Annotated in this window: 17 protein-coding genes; 7 read left to right on the forward strand and 10 right to left on the reverse strand. The window is 42.5% G+C overall.

Annotated features, from left to right (window positions below; translation table 11 throughout):
• Positions 1-198 precede the first annotated feature (198 nt).
• Positions 199-1,062 (reverse strand): ketose-bisphosphate aldolase, encoded by an 864-nt coding sequence (locus tag ACHZBG_RS06025; protein ID WP_320128547.1) that lies wholly within the window; start codon positions 1,060-1,062, stop codon positions 199-201.
• Between the two features lie 145 nt (positions 1,063-1,207).
• Between ACHZBG_RS06025 and ACHZBG_RS06030 the strand changes: the two genes are divergently transcribed.
• From ACHZBG_RS06030 to ACHZBG_RS06055, 6 genes are all read left to right on the forward strand, one after another.
• A complete protein-coding gene (locus ACHZBG_RS06030) occupies positions 1,208-2,050 on the forward strand; it encodes a class II fructose-bisphosphate aldolase (RefSeq protein ID WP_320128548.1) in 843 nt (280 codons plus the stop codon).
• 3 nt (positions 2,051-2,053) lie between these two features.
• Entirely contained in the window at positions 2,054-2,923 is an 870-nt protein-coding gene (locus ACHZBG_RS06035; RefSeq protein WP_320128549.1) for a MurR/RpiR family transcriptional regulator, read from the forward strand.
• Positions 2,924-2,953: 30 nt separating this feature from the next.
• On the forward strand, positions 2,954-4,087 hold the full coding sequence (locus ACHZBG_RS06040; RefSeq protein ID WP_320128550.1) for an extracellular solute-binding protein: 1,134 nt from the start codon (positions 2,954-2,956) through the stop codon (positions 4,085-4,087).
• A gap of 73 nt (positions 4,088-4,160) precedes the next feature.
• The gene (locus tag ACHZBG_RS06045) at positions 4,161-5,942 is read left to right on the forward strand and encodes an iron ABC transporter permease (protein ID WP_320128551.1); all 1,782 of its coding nucleotides are present in this window, start codon (positions 4,161-4,163) and stop codon (positions 5,940-5,942) included.
• Between the two features lies 1 nt (position 5,943).
• Entirely contained in the window at positions 5,944-7,059 is a 1,116-nt protein-coding gene (locus tag ACHZBG_RS06050) for an ABC transporter ATP-binding protein (RefSeq protein WP_320128552.1), read from the forward strand.
• Positions 7,060-7,254: 195 nt separating this feature from the next.
• Complete coding sequence (locus tag ACHZBG_RS06055) at positions 7,255-8,577, forward strand: metallophosphoesterase (protein ID WP_320128553.1); 1,323 nt, start codon at positions 7,255-7,257, stop codon at positions 8,575-8,577.
• A 140-nt stretch (positions 8,578-8,717) separates the two neighbouring features.
• On the opposite strand, the gene ACHZBG_RS06060 is transcribed toward ACHZBG_RS06055, so the two are convergent.
• The 6 genes from ACHZBG_RS06060 to ACHZBG_RS06085 form a co-directional block, all read right to left on the reverse strand.
• On the reverse strand, positions 8,718-9,551 hold the full coding sequence (locus tag ACHZBG_RS06060; RefSeq protein ID WP_320128554.1) for an ATP-binding protein: 834 nt from the start codon (positions 9,549-9,551) through the stop codon (positions 8,718-8,720).
• A 233-nt stretch (positions 9,552-9,784) separates the two neighbouring features.
• Entirely contained in the window at positions 9,785-10,750 is a 966-nt protein-coding gene (locus ACHZBG_RS06065; protein WP_320128555.1) for a bile acid:sodium symporter, read from the reverse strand.
• Positions 10,751-10,976: 226 nt separating this feature from the next.
• Entirely contained in the window at positions 10,977-12,338 is a 1,362-nt protein-coding gene (locus ACHZBG_RS06070; protein WP_320128556.1) for an alpha-glucosidase, read from the reverse strand.
• A gap of 29 nt (positions 12,339-12,367) precedes the next feature.
• Positions 12,368-13,231, reverse strand: coding sequence for a carbohydrate ABC transporter permease (locus ACHZBG_RS06075; RefSeq protein ID WP_320128557.1), 864 nt, complete (start codon positions 13,229-13,231; stop codon positions 12,368-12,370).
• A complete protein-coding gene (locus ACHZBG_RS06080; RefSeq protein WP_320128558.1) occupies positions 13,224-14,246 on the reverse strand; it encodes a sugar ABC transporter permease in 1,023 nt (340 codons plus the stop codon). The genes ACHZBG_RS06075 and ACHZBG_RS06080 overlap by 8 nt, the downstream gene beginning before the upstream one ends.
• A 59-nt stretch (positions 14,247-14,305) precedes the next feature.
• The gene (locus ACHZBG_RS06085) at positions 14,306-15,595 is read right to left on the reverse strand and encodes an ABC transporter substrate-binding protein (protein WP_320128559.1); all 1,290 of its coding nucleotides are present in this window, start codon (positions 15,593-15,595) and stop codon (positions 14,306-14,308) included.
• A gap of 457 nt (positions 15,596-16,052) precedes the next feature.
• On the opposite strand from ACHZBG_RS06085, the gene ACHZBG_RS06090 reads away from it, so the two are divergent.
• Positions 16,053-16,805 carry a FadR/GntR family transcriptional regulator gene (locus ACHZBG_RS06090; protein ID WP_320128560.1) on the forward strand — a complete coding sequence of 251 codons (753 nt, stop codon included), beginning with the start codon at positions 16,053-16,055 and terminating at the stop codon, positions 16,803-16,805.
• Between the two features lie 477 nt (positions 16,806-17,282).
• On the opposite strand, the gene yicI is transcribed toward ACHZBG_RS06090, so the two are convergent.
• From yicI to ACHZBG_RS06105, 3 genes are read right to left on the reverse strand one after another with little or no spacing between them, the layout of a single operon-like run.
• Complete coding sequence (yicI, locus tag ACHZBG_RS06095; RefSeq protein WP_320128561.1) at positions 17,283-19,604, reverse strand: alpha-xylosidase; 2,322 nt, start codon at positions 19,602-19,604, stop codon at positions 17,283-17,285.
• Between the two features lie 26 nt (positions 19,605-19,630).
• On the reverse strand, positions 19,631-20,461 hold the full coding sequence (locus tag ACHZBG_RS06100) for a carbohydrate ABC transporter permease (RefSeq protein WP_320128562.1): 831 nt from the start codon (positions 20,459-20,461) through the stop codon (positions 19,631-19,633).
• Positions 20,458-21,348 carry a sugar ABC transporter permease gene (locus ACHZBG_RS06105; protein WP_320128563.1) on the reverse strand — a complete coding sequence of 297 codons (891 nt, stop codon included), beginning with the start codon at positions 21,346-21,348 and terminating at the stop codon, positions 20,458-20,460. The genes ACHZBG_RS06100 and ACHZBG_RS06105 overlap by 4 nt, the downstream gene beginning before the upstream one ends.

Here is a 21,348-nt window from a genome sequence, read left to right on the forward strand (position 1 = left end):
TCTCAAATAACGATCTTTATTCGAGATGACAAAAAGAAACATTTTTTTACCTGTCGGTCAACACACTTGAATCAATATTTTCTAAAATTTTCAGTTTAGAGTTTTTCTTGGATGATATACCATGAAAATCCCCCCATGAAGGGAAATAGTATAAAAGAATCCCACACCAATCAATCGATTGATGTGGGATACTTGCAATTATTTATAATATTTGACCTTATCAGCATCATTGAACAAGTCAATCTTCTTATAGATCACTTCTTTCATTGCTTCGATACAGGGAGGATATATTGCATTAGGTTCCCTGATAGCAGGATCCTGAAGAACTTCCCTGCATTTTTTATAGAAGGCAGATTTGATATCACTGGAAATATTGATTTTTGATATCCCCAGTTTCACGGCTTCACTGATCTCCTGATCTGGATTATCGGAGCCTCCATGCAGGACAAGAGGAATCGAAGTCAGCCCCCTGATTTCCTTGAGAAGATCCAATCGGAGCTTTGGTCTTTTGGTCTTTGGATACAAGCCATGGGCTGTACCAATGGCGATGGCCAACGTATCAATGTCAGTTGCCTCGATAAACAATTTTACATCGTTGGGATTTGTATAGATAATATTATCCGTACCAGCTTCCCCCCCATTGCCGGTAGCCCCTATTGTCCCAAGCTCAGCTTCCACCGAAACGTTTACGGCATGGGCAAGTTCAATGACCTTCTTTGTAAGATTTATATTATCTTCGAAAGATGACAATGATGCATCAATCATTACTGAGGTAAACCCACATCGAATGGCACGTACGACCTGTTCATACGTCCCACCATGGTCCAGATGTATACATACAGGAACAGTGGCGTTATGGGCCTCCTCTCGCACTGCAGCAATAAAGCTATCCTTCACAAACGATAGTTCGTCTGGATGAATAGCAATAATGACAGGAGCCTGTTTCTCTTCACAAGCCTCAATGACACCCTTCAAGATCATATTGCTACTTGTATTGAACGCAGGAACCGCAAAATGGTTCTTCTGTGCAATCTCAAGCAGATACTTCATATTCACAAGCATTTTTCATGCCTCCTTCATAGTCTGCAATTATTGGTACAAATATGGCACCTGTCAATACAAAAGTTTTATTAATGAAAAAAATCTACATTTTTATTGACATATTATGAAAATGGCTTGAAGATTCAAGACGAGAGGTTGAAACACTATGTCGCTTGTCCCATTCACTGAAATGCTACGAGATGCAAAAGAGCATCATTACACGATTGGAGCTTTCAATATTTTAAATATGGAAACCATTCAAGCAGTCCTTTCAGCTAGTGAGAAGATGAAGGCACCGGTAATCCTTCAGGTCTTTCATTCACATGTCGACTATGCAGGTGCAGATTATTTAGCAGCGATGGCCGCAGTTGGTGCCAACAAATCAAAATACCCTGTTTGCCTTAGTCTCGACCATGGTCAGGATTTTCAGCAAGCCAAGACCTGCGTTGACCAAGGCTTTACGGGAGTCATGATCGATTTAGCAACCTCGAATTATGATGAGAATGTAAGGACAACAACAAAAGTTGTTGATCTGGCACATAAAAAAGGAGTCTCAGTAGAAGCCGAACTTGGTCAAATATTTCTTGCTTCCTGTCCTTTGGAAGTCAGGAATTCGGGAATGACAAATCCAGAGATTGCAGCAAAATTTGCCAAGGATACCAATATTGATGCTTTGGCAGTCTCCATTGGCACTGCTCATGGATTCTATTCATCAAAACCTAGTATTGACTATCCTCGGTTAAAAAAGATACTTGATCTTGTCGGTTGCCCCATCGTAGTCCATGGAGGATCAAACACCCCGGATGATGACATCCGTGCGATGGTAAAGATGGGCATCAGCAAACTTAATATAGGCACAGACTTGATGGCAGCCTTCGAAAAAGGTATGCAGGATGCCATGAAAGTAGGTGAATATATTGATATTCAGGAAGTACTTGAGGCAGGTATTGCCAATGAAGAAAAAGTTTGTTGCGAAAAAATCAAACTCCTCACAATGTATAAGGAATAAACCATGAGTGAACAAATGCCAGTACTGAAAACCCCGCAATGGAAAATCAGGCTTGAAACAGCAATCAAGCAAATGGGTGCGGTTGAGCGAAGAGTCGCAGAGTATATTCTTGAAGACCCCAAAAGAATCATATCGAAGAGCATAACTGAAGTAGCAGAAGAGGCAGGAGCTTCCGAGGCAACAATCGTCCGATTCTGCAGGCATATTGGTTGTGTGGGATTTCAGGATTTGAAAATTTCCGTGGCCCAGGAAGTTGTTCCTTTGATCGATGTGATGTATAGCGGCATCAGCCCTGAGGACTCAATAGGAACCATCAAGTCAAAAGTATTCTATAACAGTATTCGATCCATGCAGGATAGTCAGGTTTTATTGGATGATGAGCAACTCGAGAAGGCCGTAAAGTTACTGGCAAATGCAAAACAAATCGACATTGTCGGTATGGGTAGCTCAGGAATCGTAGCAGAGGATGCCCAACATAAATTCCTCAAGATAGGGTTGAATGTGAATGTCTTCAGGGATACTCATTTGCAGATGCTTTCCATTTCAAGGATGCAAGAAGGTGACGTCGTGATAGGAATATCCTTTACAGGTGGTTCCAGGGATGTCATTGATGCTTTGGAATATGCCCAGGCTCACAAGATTCATACCATAGGAATAACCAGTCAACCAAAATCGCCTCTCACCAAGGCCTCAGATATAAAACTGTTTTCCACGGGGCATGACTCAATGCTCATAAGTGACAATGTGGTATCACGAATGGCGACTCTTGCACTTATCGATACGTTATACGTTGCCATCGGCCTGCAAATGGGAGACAAGGCTCTCAATAATCTTGAAAAAGGTAGGGAGTCCCAGGTAATAAAGGGTTTTTGATTTTCGAACTATAAAAAAGGAGAGATTTTTATGAAAAGGTTTTTATTGTGTTTGTGTCTTGTGAGTGCATTGATTTTCCCGACATTTGCGAATGGGGAGAAAGAGAAGACCACTGCACCTGCTATTGTTGATGAAACGGAACTTTCGCAGGAGGATTTGATAGCGGCTGCCCAAAAAGAAGGGAAACTTGTTGTTTACGGAACACACTCCTATATTGAAAAAGCCGCAGCTGCTTTTCAGGAAAAATATGGAATTCAAGTTTCCTGGACCCAACTCGGTGAAACTGACTTAATTCAAAAGATATCTGCCGAATGTTCTTCCAATGCAGGTGGTGCAGATCTTGTCTATGCACAAGACGGTTCAAGAATCAAGGGAGAATGGATTAACCAAAACTATATCTATAACTGGAAATCCAAGCGTCTCGGTGCCTTGACCGGTAATGAAGACATGTCCATGAGCGTATTTGAATACAGTTGCAAAGCTTTTATCTGGAACAATGAACTGGAATCTGACGGCAAATACCTGAGCAACATCTGGCAAATCACCGATCCTCAGTACAAGGGTTTATTCTCCATGAAGGATCCGTATGCAGAAGGTGTCAATTTCAATTTCTTCACCATGCTGACTTCTGATGAAAATGCAACAAAGATGGCAAAGGCATATAAAGATTATTATGGAAAAGATATTGCCCTGACTACGCCCAATGCAGGGTATGAGTGGATAAAGGCTGCATATAAAAATGGAATGATCCTTGGAACTTCCGATACCAAGATTTCTGAAGAGATTGGAGCTAAAGGCCAGAGTGTCACCCGTATTGGTTTGTTCGCGGTACAGAGATTTGCAACAGCCAAAGTCAAGAATCTGGCATTGGCAATGAACACCGGAATGGACCCCTATGTTGGGTTCTACTACCCTATCTACTCCATCATCCTGAAGCAGTCAACGCACAAAAACGCTGCAAAACTGTTTGTTGAATTCATGCTTAGCGAAGACGGCTGGCAGTTCTGGAAAAATAACGTAGGCGATTATAGTGCCAACAAGAACTTGCCGTATGCCGGGGATATTTCCTTTGACCAGTGGTCAAAAGTGGCTGTTCTTGAAAACATGGATTTTGTCTATCAAAATCGCGTGAAAGTAGAAGATTTCATTGTAGGAATCAACTGATTCATTGTTTTCATAGATATACCCTATAGAAACATAGGGTATATCTTTTTATAAAAAGAAAGGAAGTTGAAGAATGACGAGAGTTCGTTATAGATGCGGTAAATTCCTGCGTCAACCCCACAACATAATTTTATTGGCTTTAGCCATAGTACTATCGTATCTAGTAATTGTTCCCTTGATAACCATCTCTCAGGATACTCTTGTTGTCCATACCTCAGAAACCATGAGGATTCCTGGAGCAAAAATCGGTTCATTCACATGGTACCACTGGAAAAAAGCTTTTTTTGATGCTGATAGCATGAAAACTTTTTACATACCTTTGGTTCATTCGCTTATTTGTGCAGTAGGATCTTGTTTCACGGCTCTATTGATTGGTGGGGGATTTTCCTGGTTCATGATCCGTACTGATCTAAAATACAAGAAAGTAATCTCAAAACTCTTTATGTTGCCCTATATCATGCCCTCTTGGACACTGGCCCTTGCCTGGAACAACTTCTTCAAGAATTCCTTGGTAGGAGGTCCAAAAGGTATTTTCACAGCCCTTACCGGAATAGAGACTGCAAATTGGTTTGCGTATGGGGCTTTCCCGATCATCGTCGTTACAGGGATTCACTATGCTCCGTTTGCATATATCCTGATCGGCGGAATCCTCAGGAATATGGATGCAAATCTTGAAGAAGCCGCACAAGTTTTGCATACCTCAAAAACCAGAATGATATTCACCATCACGTTGCCCCTGGTAAAACCCGCCGTGCTATCAACCATTATCCTGGTGTTCTCTTCTGGAATGAGTTCGTTTGCGACACCTCAATTTCTTGGACTTCCTACACGGTATTATGTACTTACGACTCAGTTATTCAGAACCCTGAATGGATCAAATCCTGGATTTGGATATGTCCTTGCTTTGGTTCTTATTTTTATAAGCATGATCATGATGCTAATAAACCAAAAAATGCTTGGCACAAGAAAATCATACACTACAGTAAACGGAAAAAGTTCCAATGTATCCTTATTCAAGCTCAAAAAGGTCAGAACGCCTTTAAGTGTACTATTTGTATGTATTATTTTTATAGTTACCATTGTCCCGATGATCAGTTTTGGTTTGGAATCATTGATAACAATTCCCGGGAATTACTCACTTGACAATATTTCTTTACAGTATTGGACAGGGACAGGCTTATCAATAACAGATGGTGTACTGGTAAATCCCTCTGTCTGGAAAGCACTGAAAAACACCTTGGTTCTTGCTATCTTGTGTTCTTTGGGTGCAGGTACTCTTGGATGCCTGGGAGGATACGCCATTGTAAAACGCAGAGGGTCAAAGCTATCGAATTATGTCAATGGAGTAACGTTCCTGCCCTACTTGATTCCTAGCATGGCCTTCTCAGCCATATATCTTTCAATGTTCTCGACATCCAGGGGACCCATTCCGACTCTATATGGTTCCTTTCTTCTATTAGTCATAATAGGAAGTGTAAAATATCTTCCAATGGCTTCACGTTCTGGGATTAATTCAATGTTCCAGATTAGCAAGACCATTGAAGAAGCCGCTATCATACTAGGAATTCCATGGCGAAAGAGGATGACACAAATTCTTATACCAATACAGAAAACGTCGGTAGTCTCCGGATACTTATTACCGTTCATGTCCTGCATGAGGGAACTTGATCTGTTTGTCCTTTTGTATACTCCATCTTCAATCCTTCTGACCACAGTCTTGTTCCAGTATAATTCAAAGGGATTTGACCAGTATGCCAATGCCATTACGCTTATCATAATTATTCTTGTTGTCATCGCCAATTCAATCGTAAACAAGCTGACTGGAGCTTCCATAGAAAAAGGAATAGGAGCCTGATATGCCAAAAATTGTATTAAAAAATATCTCAAAGAAATTCGGAAAGACCTATGCGGTCAAAGATTTGAACTTGACTATAGAAGAAGGATCCTTCGTTACCTTGCTAGGTCCTTCCGGTTGTGGCAAAACAACGACCCTGCGCATGATTGCGGGTTTGGAAACTCCGACGGAAGGCGAAATCTGGATCGATGACGAGCTAGTATTTTCCGCCGAAAAATTTATTGATGTATCTCCTGACAAAAGAGCAATCGGTTTTCTGTTTCAAAACTATGCCCTATGGCCTCATATGACAGTACGAAAAAACATATCTTATGGTTTGGAAAATTATAAATGGGAAAAGAGTAAGATTGCTGAAAGAGTAAACGAGTTGTTGATCATGCTCCAACTTGAGCCCTTGGCCGATCGATATCCATCAGAACTGTCGGGAGGGCAACAGCAACGTGTCGCCATTGCCAGAACTTTGGCTACAAGTCCCAAAGTTCTTCTCATGGATGAACCACTGTCTAATCTTGATGCCAAGCTCAGGATGGGAATGCGTGCAGAACTCAAGAAATTGCATGAAGAGACAAAAGCTAATTTTATCTATGTTACCCATGACCAACAGGAAGCGATGTCCCTATCAACTATGGTTTGCTTGATGAAGGATGGTATTGAACAACAATATTGCCCGCCCTTGGAAATGTACAGAAAACCTTCAAACTTATTTGTAGCCGATTTCTTGGGAAGTCCTGCAATTAATTTAATTAAATTCAAGGCAAGTCAGAATGAACCAGGAAAAGAAATTTTACTGGAAAATGAAGATATGAAACTCGTTTTCATTCCTGGCATCAAAAATTGCAAACTCAATTCAGAAGAGGTTATGCTCGGGATTCGACCTGAACTCATTCGCTACACAGAATCCAACGGTATAGAAGCAATTGTCGAATCCGCATTTCCTTATGGCATGGAAACTGTATTACAGATAAGAATTGGAAAACAGCTACTCAATATGATGGAGTTTGAAGATTTGGAATTTTCAACGAAGGATACAATAACGGTCAAATTCAATAGCTTTAAATATAAATTGTATGATGGCCCAAATCAATTGTTCAATTGCATGGGACGGCTTCAATGCTGAGGCAATAACCAGTACGTTTTAATAAGTTCCATCTATACAGCAATGCAAACTGACTTTTCTAAGGTTGGTTTGCATTGTTGCTATATAGAAGAAGACTGGAGTAATCAAGACGAATTCAACAAAGCAAGAAGGCATTTGAACCAACATTCTTTACTATTATTATTTTCTGGATGCTATACTATCGCAGGGGACCATATGAAGGAAAACAATGTGAAGAAAATAATTACGGGATTGCTTTTTAGTGTCTTGGTTGCAAGCTTGCTAGGTTGCGTCACTCCCTCAGGGGAAATAAAACCAGAACAAAAGATTGCCACAAAGGCTCTTTGGGAATCGGATGGAGCAGTAGACAAGATTGTCGTGGTAAGTGACATTCATCTGGGAGTTGATGACAGCTTCTCAGAAGACGTAGAGAATCGTGCCCTGTTCATGGAGTTCTTACAACGAGTGGAAATAACTTCCGATATCCGGGAATTGGTCATTGCAGGAGATTTCCTGGATGAGTGGTACCTACCGCTGAGCTATGCAAAATACAAGGACTCATCCTCGCTCTACAGACAAGTGATCAAGACAAACCAGATGGTAATTGACCAACTCAATGACCTGATGGATACAGGCATCAAGGTTGTATATGTAGTGGGAAACCATGATATGACCTTGGACAAAGACATTCTCAGTCAAGCCATGCCCAAGCTGATCCAAGCCTATGACGCAAAAGGTCTCGGAGCCTATGTTACGGGCGACAGAAATGAGATTGTCATCGAACATGGCCATCGGTATGACGTATTCTCTGCTCCTGATACTGTCACTAATCGTGAGCTTTGCCAAAATGACGATACCCTATTCCCTCCCGGATACTTCTTTGCACGGATTGCGACAAGCTGGATAATGCAAGGCAAGCCACCGATAAAGAAGAATTATCCGGTGGTCACTGCCATACCCGATCCCAAAACCAATCCTGACCAGTATGGAGCCTACCTCTACTACCGTGTGCTTGAAACCCAGTTCCTGAAGATTACCCCGATTGAACTCTTCGAGGATCCCGTATTCGATTTGAACATCGGTGGATTCAATGATAAGTACTCCTTGAAAGACTTCTATCCGGCCCAGCAAGAAGACAAAACGATATCATCTCCCGTATTGTTCAAGGACTTCCAGCGTAGCTGGGATGAACGGCAGGAAATCAACCAGATACAAGTAAAAAACAGCTTTATCCAGGCAGTGTCCGGAACCTTTGACAGTAATTACTTCTTCAACCAAGCCAAAGCGCAGTATTTGGAGAATCCGCAACAGAACATCGATGTGGTAGTGTTCGGACACACGCATGTTCCCGTCTTTCAGAAGCTGGACAATGACAAATATTATGTCAATGATGGAACCTGGATAGACCACAACAACATCATCCCTTCCGCGACCAGGACCTTTGCGGTGATTACGACAGGAAATACCGACCAGGCTGCCCTCTATAAATATATGGAGGATGGAAGCCTGCAGGATTTGTCTGTTACTGCAAATAAATAACTCTTACATCAGCACTTCTTTAACGAAAGTGGTGCTGATTGCCTGAACCAATTGAATGATGCCCAGGAAACCTAATTCCTCACTGCCTTCTTTTCAAGAGAAGGCCTTGTCAATCACCCCGATCGCCCACAGAGGAAGGTTCAGCAACCAATCCTCTTTTTTATAATCGGCAAGGGACGTCCTGACAGATATGAAGGCTTGTACTTCTCTACATAGACCTTCAGACTCTTTGCCTTGAGATTTGTCTCGGCCTTGACCTCAAGGGGAATGATTTGAGAACCGGAATCAATCACAAAATCAACTTCGGCACTCCCCCGGTCATTGGGAGCATGCTTGGAGAAGTCTTGCACATAGGAATCCAAGATATCCGATTGTATCTTCCTGACTTCGTTGAAATCCTTCTTTTTGACAAAGCTCATTACGACTTCCGGCATACCCCCGACGTAATAATACTGCTTAAGAAGATCCATATATTCCATCCTGAAGGTGATTGCAAGTTCGAAATCTCCATCCTCCAGGAGTGTATCAAATCTGTTCTTTCCAAGAGCCATGAGAAACTCTCGATGGGAAAAGGGATAAAGGTCAAGAAATTCAACCTTCCCCACGGGAAAGGAAGTTCCTTGATGCAGAGCTATTCCCAAAAGGGAACCGGCACATACTATCTGATACTGTGGGGCATCCTCCCTAAAATATTTCAAGGAGGCCAAAGCCTGGGGAACTTCTTGTATCGCATCAAAGATAAACAGGGTGTCTTCCAGCTCAATCTTATGCCCAGAATACAGCTCCAAGCCGGTAATGATTCTCTCGATTCTCATATCGGCGGAAAACAATTCTTTCATCTGGGGATTATTGTCAAAATTGACATAGACTGTTTCCTTAAAAGCAATCCTTCCGAATTCCTTCAGGAGCCAAGTCTTGCCGACCTGCCTTGCACCCCTGATGACAAGAAGCTTCCGGTCACTTCTTTTTTCCATTCTTTCATTTGGAATGATTCTCATTCAGTCATTGTACTTGTGTTGTTAAAACACTTGGTCTTCTGAGTTTTCGCTCAATATTGTTTTTGCACAAAATCGTTATAATCAAGACCGTCCTTTTTAACGGAGATTGCAACATCGATGTTGCAATCTCCGTAATTTATGATAGAGCCTGGATAGGATCAATATACATATCCGAAAAACTTACCATATAATGATACAGCCCGTTTTACTCATGCCTTATTCACGTTTTTTTCTTGCTTTGGCAAAATTCGTACAACGACAAAAGCTGCACCTACCATTACCAAAATGTAATAGAAGATTATCAAGAGAGAAACAGAAGAAACAATCTCCACGTTCTTTGGGAAATAGATTGTTGCAAGAGGAATTCCCATTCCCATTGTTTTCTGCGTTCCAGTGAAAATGGAACAAACCCGATCCTCTCGAGAGAATCTGCAACCAGCGGCCAAGGCTGATACCAATAATAAAAGCAATGTGCAAAAGGCAGCCACGCCAATCAGGGGTATCGCAAGCAAATGGAAGTATTCAAGAAGGTTTCCTTTGCAAAAAGTTGCCGCCAATTTCATATAGAGAATAAAGAATATCCCATAATACGTAACAATTCCCGGAATACGTCCCAATGACACATGCCTCTGCCGCAGAATCTGTCCGATAGCAAAGGGAATAATCATTTTATAGCACAAATTCTTCAATACCTGAGAGAAAGGGATGACAGAAACAAATTGGGTCGCCAATAAGGCAGAAAGTAACAAAGGGGTAAGGAACAATCCCAAGAATTGCGAAACAATTGAATTGTACAATGCCCCGACTGCATTGCCTCCATATTCCTTTGTCAACATAATGCAGGACGTTATGGTAGTAGGCAAGCAACCAAGAAACAACAGGCCAACAGCATATTCCAAAGGGGAATATCGTAGGACAACATGAAACAAGGCATAAGCAAGCAAAGGAGAAAGTCCAAACAAAGAAAATTGCGAAAAAAGAACAAGTTTCCAATTCCTCAACCCTACCAATAATTGCCGGGAGTCTGTTGTCAGTCCCATTCCGACATACATAAGCATAATCGTAACCGTAGCGAACATTTCATGAGAATTCAACATTCCGCCAAAATCACGCAGAAACCATGTAATAAAAAGCGTAATAACCAGCACGAGGAAAAAATTAACATGTTTATCCATGGAACACCCGCCTTACTCTCTTGTCAAAGAATCACACAAATCTCATAGTCAGAAATTTTTATATAAAGCATATGGTAGAAAAAAGATTCCTCCACAATACAGTTACAAAAACAAAGGAAAAAGTAGTCGATACAGAGACAAGTCCCCTGTATCGACTTCACGTACGTAACGAAAGAATTACAGCCTATTTTTCAATAAAACAAAATTGCATGAACAAGAGTCAACCTTATCCCAGATAGTCCAACCACGGCCGTTGTCGATCTATCATGATATCGACCAATTCAGGAAGAATCTGGCATCGATCAATGACCGGATTGGCCATCAGGGCTTGAATGACATACTCTTTTTGACCAGTCAACACAGCTTCGGCAGTCAAATCATATACACCACAGTAATTACGAAGCAGTGCCGCAAAGCCTTTTGGATAGGTAGAAAATTCTACCCCTTTTATTCCCGATGCCGACACGATACCAGGTACTTCAACAGCTATCCAGGAAGGAAGCTCAGGTATCAAATTCCCATTGAGAATATTGACAGCCGGTTCTTCATAAGAAGCGGTACCTCCTGCAAGCGCTTCAAGAATATAGACCAATCGTTCATGCGCTACCCTACCTATTTTCGGTTCTTTTTGTGAAAGCGTCATTTGGTAGAACTCATAGAAATCCTTGATACCTTTGTGGTCGGCGACCTCCCATGCCCAAGAAAGATATTCCCCGATATGGCTGTCACCAGTAATCGGTAATAAACGATATCGTTCCAGAATAGTCTTAAAAAGCGTACGATCAGCCCAAGATTTTGCACTGCGAGTACCGGCAAGCAATGAGCGTCTGTCACTACCCTCAGTCTGCTCGACACTTCCACCCTTTCGTACATAGGAAAGCAGGTCGGAATACCCAGGTTCTCTTTCAAAAAAAGCAGGGGCTCTCTCAAGAATATCAGGATAGGCGTCTTTTCCAGTCGACCGATAGGAAGCTTCAAGCAGAACACTGAAATGGTTCAAGCCAGCAGCTCGGAGCGTAAGATCTTCATAGGGAGTATCCAAAATGGTCGGTAAATAACGTTTCAACGAAGCAATCTCGTGGCACATACCAATGAATTTCATTTTTGGATACTTTCGCAACACCGTCGTCGTTATTGCTGTCATAGGATTGGAATAGTTGAATACATAGGCATCAGGACAAAATTGCATCACATCATCACAAATTTCGACAATCGCCGGAGTGATGCGAAGAGAATGAAATACTCCCCCAGCTCCACCGTTCTCCCCATAGACCTGATGGATTCCATATTGCTGGGGAATGGTCCAATCTTGGTTCCAAAGAGGAAATCGTTTGCCGACCTCAATGGAAATGACCACGACATCGGCACCTTGCAGGGCCTTTTTCCTGTCAGTATAGGCCTGTACCGAAAAAGGTTTGCCACTTTCCTCCAGGAAAGAGGTTGCAATCTTTTGTACATGATCCAGCGCATTCTCGTCGATATCGACGATGTCAATCTCGCTTCCTTCCAGTACCCTGCTCTGGAACAAATCACCCAAGGTGCCCAATCCAAATTGGGCACTTCCCGCTCCAATCAATACAATTTTCATTATGAAACTCCTTGCTAATTCAAAATAATCTATTGTTTAACAGCACCAGAAGTTAATCCCTCAACAAGTTTTTTCTGAAAAACAATCACAAGGATTAACAAAGGTAGCGTAATGACAACAGAAGCAGCCATGATTTCTCCAAAAGGATATTGCCGGGAAACAGTTCCGCTGAACATGGCAATGGCCACAGGAATAGTTCTCGATCTCGGGGAAACCGACGAAAAAGTCAGTGCGAATAGATATTCATTCCAAGCCGAAATGAAGGCAAGCAATCCTGTAGTAACAGCAGCAGGTATCGTAAGAGGAAGTAAAATATCACGAAAACTTTGGAATGGCGTAGCTCCATCAACATAGGCAGCCTCAATGAGCGATGAGGGAAGTTGCCGGTAATAAGATGTCATAACCCAAACAGTAAAAGGTAGTGTAAAAAGGAAATATGATAAAATCATGCTTTGTATTGCTGATATATGCAGAAATCGCATTACTGAATATAATCCACTGAGAACCGATACACGGGGAAACATCGTCATGGTAAGAATGAGATATAGAATGAAATTCTTCCCTCGAAAATACAGTTTTGCAAGAGCATAGGCTGCAAAAGAACCTAGAACCAAGGAAATTAGCGTCACTACTCCAGCAACAATAATTGAATTCACAATGCTATGCAGGAAAAGACCATTTTGAAATACTGCCTGGTAATTGATTGAAGAAGGCAAGAACTTCATTGAAACATGATCCAAAGGAACCAGGGTAGCAGGAGTCATCATCAATTGATTCTCTGTTTTCATTGATGTATTTACCATCCAGTAGAACGGAAAAAGTACAAGTAAAATAAAACAAAAAAGGAAAATACAAAAAAACGCATCTTGAGCCATCTGCTTCTTCTTAATCATTTTTACTTATTCCTCCTGCTAACTTGACATAAATAAGTGAAACCAAAAAAACCAGAAGGAATATAAGAATACTGGAAGCTGATGAATATCCCATAGCCTTGCCATCAATTAGCTGATAATAGGTATAGGAAGCCAGTGAAAAACGTTTTTGGGCAAAGATTATTTGGAAAAGATCAAAAACGCGCAAAGCATCAAGCGTACGGAAAATCATGGCTACCATCAGGGCATTGAGTACCAGAGGAAGCGTCACGCAAAAAAAGGTACGAACAGCTCCTGCCCCATCCACTCTTGCTGCTTCATACAATTCCCTAGGAATCGCTTGCAGTCCGGCAATAAGAAGCAGTGTCATAAATGGAGTGGTTTTCCAGACATCTATGCAAATGATACTCCATAATTGGGTCGATTTTTCTAGCAAAAAGGGAAACTGGCCATCAGTAAGACCTAATCGTTGTGCGATGACATTGATAATTCCTGTTCGGGTAGACCCAAACATCCAGGCCCACATCTTTGAGGAAACAGCTGTAGGAATAGCCCAGGGAATCAACATAATCATTCTGAGAATCCCTACTCCCCTAAAGGCATGCGAAAAGATCAAAGCACAAGCCATTCCCAGTATTGTTTCAAAAAATACTGTTATTAGGGTAAAAGAAAGCGTATCTTTCAACGCGCGAAGAAACTCTGGATCCGTGGCTGCAAAAACATAGGACCTACCCATGAATGAAAAGGTACTCATTGGCTTAAAACGATAGGGTTCTGATGGCATGGACTGCAGAAGAGCAACAGTATCATTAGAATCAATAGTTTCTGGAATCGAAAGAATCTTCATATGCAAAAGCTTCGAGTAATTATCCAATCCAACATATTCCGTTATTTTTGATGAAGCAAAAGTCCTATTGGTAAAACTTGCTATCAATACAGAGCCTAAAGGATATAAAGCAATGACGCATATCACAACCAGGGTTGGAGCAAGCAAGGCAAGAGCCAAATGGGATTCATTTTTTTTGAGGGCATTCATCAGCGACTCCCTATAATGACCGTCCAGAAGGATTGAACCTCTGGACGGCTGATTTTTAGTTACTTATTACTGTATTCGGCCATATCCATGGACATTGCCGTAACAGCATCAGCTCCACTCATCTGTTTTTCCAAGACATTATGCGTATAGGAATAAAAAATCTTGGAGACTTGTGCATAATTAGGGGCAGAGGCTGTCGAAGGACGGGGGACAGCATTCAAGAACACATCGTACAATTTTGTAAAGAAAGGATTTGCATTTATAATATCCGCATCAGAATACAATGATTGTATGGTAGGTTCATAGGATCCTTTGATTGCCCTACGTTTTTGCTCTTCTTTCCCTGAAAGGTAAAATATGAAATCGACTGCTTCTTGGGGGTGTTTTGAGTATTTGCTTACGGCCAATTGCCATCCTCCAAGAGTACAGGCATTTTTACCTTCAACATTCGTGGGAAGTAAGGTCAAGTCAAATTTACCCTTGATAGCACTACTGTCAGACTGTCCCAAAGAATAACAATACGGCCAGTTTCTCATAAACATGGCATTACCAGCCTGGAAGGCAGAACGAGCATCTTCCTCTACAAAACCAGTAACGCCTGAAGGAGAAATGGTTCCAACCCAATTGGCAGCCATATCCAATCCTGCGGCTGCCTTTGGATTGTTTATTGTTACCGTGCCATCCTTATCCATTATGGTTCCCCCACCATTGGAATATACCCATTCCAGAGCGTTACAAGAGAGACCTTCATAGGCATTACCCTGCCAAACATAACCCCAGAAATCTTCATTCCCTGCAGCTCTTTCCCCTGCCTGGACAACCTGTGAGATATGTTCCAATTCACTCCATGTTTTGGGTGGTTCCGAAAAACCATATTTCTTGAGTAAATCGGTACGATAATACAAGACCCCGGCATCCGTATAAAGAGGCATGGCTACCAATTTTCCATGTACGATGTTGTTTTGCACCATGGTAGGAAAATGTTGGCTCGTATAGGAAGCAGCACCATATTCATTGAGATCTATAAGATGCTCACTTAATTCTCCCGGCCAGACAACATCAATCAAAACAGCATCCAATTCGCTGGACTTTGCTTCAAAATACTGTAGATATAAGCCTAATCTATCCGTAGAGGATTCAGGCGTTTCAACGAGTTCGATATCGATATCAGGATGCAGCGACTCATACGTTTCACTTGCCTCTTTCATCAATTCGTAATCTTTGCCTACAGATTTGACAGCAAATCTGATTTTTGTTTTTTTCTGGGTTTCCGATTCTTGGGTTCCATTTGCAAAGAGCATTCCCAATGAAACTAAAACACACAGAAACATCACTAAACATTTTTTCATGTTTTCCTCCTAATGATATTACGTGCCCTACAATGCAGGGCATGATTTTTTAATTGACTATCCCCCTTGAAACTACAGCCACGATAAATACACGAAAATCTTTTTATTTTCTCAGCCGATTCCCTCGTGAATGATTGAAAAGGGAAACTTAGGCTTGAGTGCTTTCAACTTCTTTCTCTCCCTTAATAGAAATAGCAATGTGACTCTAACTGGTATACCATAACACAACCGGTATACCAATTTAATCAAACATTTCATTGGAAATTATCCTATGTTTTTTAATATTGTCAATATTTTTTTTAATATTTATGCATTTCATGGCAAAATAGGGAATTCAAGCCTGTTTTATTGTTTCAGTTTTTCAGTATCTATGGTATACTCATAGCAGGTTTATTCGAGTTTGGTATACCACAATAGCAAACACCAACCATAATGTTAACAATTTGGAGATGTAAGAATGCAATCCGAAAAAAGTAGCAATCATTACAAAGACATTATCGAGCAAATTAAGGATTTGATTGCAACCGGAGTTTTTTCGACAGGCGATAAATTCCCTTCCGAACGGAGTCTGGCAGAAAAATTCAACGTCAGCAGAGTACCGGTCCGAGAGGCTTTGAAGGTTCTGGAATATATCGGTATCTTGAAAAACGTTCCCAACGATGGACTGTACGTAAGCAGTCTCGATATATCCAATATCATAGAAAAATTCAATTTCGGCTTATCTATAAATTCACAAAGCGTGCTATCACTTTTTGAGGTACGTATTTCCCTGGAGGCAACAGCCTGTTATTATGCGGCAATACGACGAACGGATGAAGACATCGTGCAAATCCGCTTGGTCCTGGATAAGATGCGTGCCCTTTTGAAAAAGGCCAAGATCAAGGATTCTGATTATGAAATGCTTCGTTTATATTCCCATGAATTTCATGCACTTTTGGTACGCTCGGCACATAATGACATACTGACGGGCATCTATTGTTCCCTGTTCAGTCTTTTGGAACTGTCCAAGCAATACACCATACGAAGAGAATTTGATTCCTATGACTCATTGCTGGCCCATGAAGCAATTTTCAATAAAATCCTTTCGAAGGATAGTAACGGAGCCCGGGATGACATGGTAGGGCACTTGGTGTTTGCACGCCACAAATTGGAAGATGCTGTTTCGGCTGAGACAGGAAAGTTAGATGACACTTCTAATTCAGATGCATGAAAATCATATCCTTTTGCCCTTTATACTAGTGCTAGCCTGCCCTCTTGATGGAATCTCTCTCATAAAACCATCTTGCCATACCCTTGGACCTCTCTGTAAAGACCATACGACTATGGAATTTTCAACTCCCCGATTCTTCTTCAAGCAATTCGATGAACCTGGAAATCGGGATCGGGGGATTTCGATAATCTACCTTTTTTGTAATCATGAGGCCTGCAACGATAGGGCAAGCTGACCAACCTCGAATATGGGCAGTATGCGCTTCTTTCGTCACTTACAGGAGGGATATTCGCGGACCTGACGGCAACGAGCCCCCTCCGACAGGTGGCGCAGATCCTCGTATATTCGATGATACTCCTTCGGTATGGGGCTGACCATCAATACGTGTTTGAGACTTTTTGCCAATGGAGCAATCAATATTTCCTTGGTTTTCCTTCATATAGTCTTATCAGTTCACCAGAAACAAGCAGTAAAGTATCAAATCCTCACCAGTACCTCTTCTATGCCGGAATCCAGCGTCACGGTACAACCCAAGTCACTTTCAGAGACCATTCCTGCACTATTTGACACTATTTTCACAGTTCCTCGTAGACAGAAACTCCAGGGAATGTTCTCCCCTGTCCTCTTCACCTCATAGGCAGATCCACTTCTTGAGACCGTACAAGCTACCCTGTCATTTCCATCGTGGTCAGGAACGGTAACAGAAACGTTGTGGCCATCTTCCAGTTCAAAGAGATGAAAACATACACCATCGGCAAAATCATAGTCGGTTCTTCCCTTCTCTCTCCCTACAGGAATCAAGCTATTGGGACGAACCATCAAGGGCAAGCTGAAATAATCGTGGCATTCGTCATACCATCGACCTCCCTCCATCTGTTTTCCATTGAGAAAATTTGTCCAGAGACCCTGGGGAAGATAATAGGAAACAACACCATCTGATTTGAAGACAGGGGCAACCATAAGGGAATCACCCAAGAAATACTGTCGGTCAAGATACGTACAGCAAGGATCCTCAGGATATTCCAGAACCATTGCGCGCATCATGGGAATACCTGTCGAATGCGTCTTGCAAGCCTGTCCAAACAGATAGGGCATCAAGGAGCATTTCAATTCCACGAAATAACGCAGGACTTCGCTTGCCTGATCATCATAATTCCAGGGGACCCGATATGACTCACTGCCATGCAACCGGCTATGGGAAGACAAGAGACCAAAAGCAACCCATCGTTTGAATAAATCTGGCATAGCTGTCTTTTCGAAGCCTCCTATATCATGACTCCAGAATCCAAATCCTGAAAGGGAAAGGGAAAGACCGCCGCGCAGGCTCTCTGCCATTGATTCATAGGTCGCCGAACAATCACCACCCCAGTGCACCGGGAACTTTTGCCCCCCTACCGTTGCACTGCGGGCAAATACCAAGGCCTCATGGACTCCCCTGTTCTTTTCCACCAGTTCAAAGACAGCCTTGTTGTACAGGTAGGTATAGAAATTATGCATTTTAACAGGGTCGCTCTGGTCATGGTACATGACATCAGTGGGAATGCGTTCGCCAAAGTCTGTCTTGAATGTATCCACGCCCATATCCAGGAGTTTTTGCAACTTGGATTGGAACCAGGCCACTGCTTTCTGATTGGTAAAATCCACCAAGCCCATCCCTGCCTGCCAACGATCCCATTGCCAGACACTGCCATCCTGTTTCTTGACCAGATAGCCGCTAGCCATCCCTTCATCAAATAAAAATGATTTCTGGGAAATATAGGGATTTATCCACACGCAGACGTGGAGTCCTTTTTCATGCATTCTCTGTATCATCGCAACAGGATCCGGGAATTGCCGTTCATCCCAGGTAAAGTCAACCCATTGGAATTCCTTCATCCAAAAGCAGTCAAAATGAAAGACTTGGAGTGGAATATTCCTCTCTGCCATACCGTCAAGGAATCCATTGACCGTCGTTTCGTCATAATCCGTCGTAAAGGAAGTAGACAACCACAGCCCAAACGACCAGGGAGGAGGAAGAGCCGGTTTTCCGGAAAGCAGGGAGTAGGAAATAAGCACGTGCTTAAGGGTCTCCCCTCCTATGATGTAGTAATCCAGGCATTCTCCACTAACAGAGAACTGCACGGCAGTCACTACTTCCGAGGCTACTTCAAAGGAAACCTTTCCGGGGTCGGATACCAATACCCCGTATCCCTTGGAGGACAGATAAAAAGGAATGTTCTTGTAGGCTTGTTCACTGCTGGTCCCCCCATCCTCATTCCAAATGTCCACGACCTGGCCATTCTTGACTAAAGGAGTAAATCGTTCACCTAAACCATAGATTGTCTCTCCAACGGAAAGCGAGAGATATTCGCATTGGTAAGCTTGGTTTCCATCGACCGTGGCGTGTCCACCAAGGGAGCCGATACTGGTAGTGAGTTCTCGCCCAGCATAGGAAAAAGAAATCGTACAAGGTCCTTTTTTCCCAACTCCAACACACAATTTTCCACTGGTTGCCTCCCAGCCTTCTTCAGATTGTGAAATCTTCAACAGGTCGGGTTTGTCAGCAACAAGATCGAAATGAGGGCCCTTGTCCAGCGTTCCCTTAAAATGATAGGAACGTACATGTATCACGTTCTCAAGAGGAGAAGTAAGCTCCAAGGTATTCAAGGGAGCATTCAAGGTATCGCCACGGTTGACGATACGCTTCCCTGAAACAAAAGATGTAAGACAACCGTCCTGGGCCTTGCTATCCTGCAATTCCACCTTGTTGATCATCTTGACGTTTTTTTGTATTCCCCAATACCCATCTCTGAATTTCATAGTGTTTCTCCCTCTATTTCCAACGATCAGGTCTTTACCGAACCTGCAACCATACCTTTTATGATGTACTGTTGCAGACAAAGATAGAAAATGACGGCAGGAAGGATCGTCAGCAACACTCCCGCCATCGCATAGTTCCATTCCACTTTATAGAGTCCGAAGAAATTGTAGGCCGCCAATTGCAACGTAAGCGATTTCTTCGAGCCACTGAGTACCAGCAAGGGAAGAAGAAAATCATTCCACATCCACATGGTATTGATTACGATTACCGAAACGGTAACCGGTTGCAGCAACGGGAAAATTATCTGGAAAAAAGAACGAAGTGGCGAGGCTCCGTCTATCTCGGCACAATCGTCCAGTTCATGGGGTATGCCCTTGACCGCTCCATGGTACATGAACAAGGCAAGCGAAGAGCCCAGTCCCCAATACAGTACACCAAGACCCAAAGGGGAACCGATAAGATGTAATTCCTTGGCAACCTTCACCAAGGCAATCATGAATGAATGGAAAGGAATCATCATCGGAGCTATCAAGACCAGGAACATAATCCAACTATACCGGGTCTTGGTCCGGGAAAGCTTGAACCCCGCAAGGGAACTGACAACAACGACCCCGCATACCCCGATAGATGTGGCAATCAAGGTATTGAGAAAATATCTGGGGTACTGCATGATGCTGAACGCCTTGAGGAAGTTGTCAAAAGAAAAAGAGGTGGGAAGCGCCAATACGTTCGAGGTAATCTCCGAAAAAGACTTGAAGGAGTTGATCACCACCAGAAACAGTGGATAGAGATAGACTACTGCAACCAAGGTAAGAAGTACCGTTATCAAGGAAGAGGAAAAAGTACGTCGTTTCATACTTCCACCTCCTTTTGCTTGAATGCCCGTACCTGGAAAATGGAAATCAACAGGATCATGAGGAACAAAATGACCGATTTGGCAGTTCCATACCCAAAGCGGTTTATGACAAAAGCCGTGCGGTAAATATCCAGGGCAACGGTGGTTGTTACATTGCCAGGACCTCCATTGGTGAGACTCAAGATAACATCAAAAGCCTTCAACCCATTGGAAAGGGAATAAAACACACATACCGTAATCGAGGGCATTATCATAGGCAAGGTGATACGGAAAAAGCGGAGAGGCCTTGAGGCCCCGTCGATCATCGAGGCTTCGATCAAATCCCGGGGAACTGTCTGCAACCCCGCAATATAGACTACCAGATAAAAGCCGAGGGCATTCCATACCGAGACGAGCAAGACACTGAAAAATACTAGATGGGTATCGCCAAGCCAACTGTACATAAAGAATCCCCAGCCTGTTTTCTGATAAAAGGATTCAAAACCAGCGGAAAATATAAACCTCCAGATATAACCAATGATAATCAGGCTGATAATATTGGGAACATAAAAGGCAGCCCTCAAAGTATTCTTGCCCTTTATGTCACTATCCAGGAGAACGGCAAGAAACAAGGCCAGGACGTTGATCATCAAAACTGAACAAAAGGTCAACCTGAGGGTGAACCACATGGCTTTCCACATATCAGGATCGTCAAGAAACAGCTCCTTGTAATTCTCAAGGCCAATGAATGTCTGGACCCTATCCAATCCATTCCATTTGGTAAAGGAAGAAAGGACACTCATCAGAAACGGAATTTCAACGGAAAGGAGAATGGCAAGGAGTGCAGGAAGGGTAAACCCTCCAAACAGCAGGGCTCGGTTGAGTTGTTTTTTTTTCAATTGGGTCAT

The organism is uncultured Sphaerochaeta sp., from assembly GCF_963676625.2.
Classification (GTDB): domain Bacteria; phylum Spirochaetota; class Spirochaetia; order Sphaerochaetales; family Sphaerochaetaceae; genus Sphaerochaeta.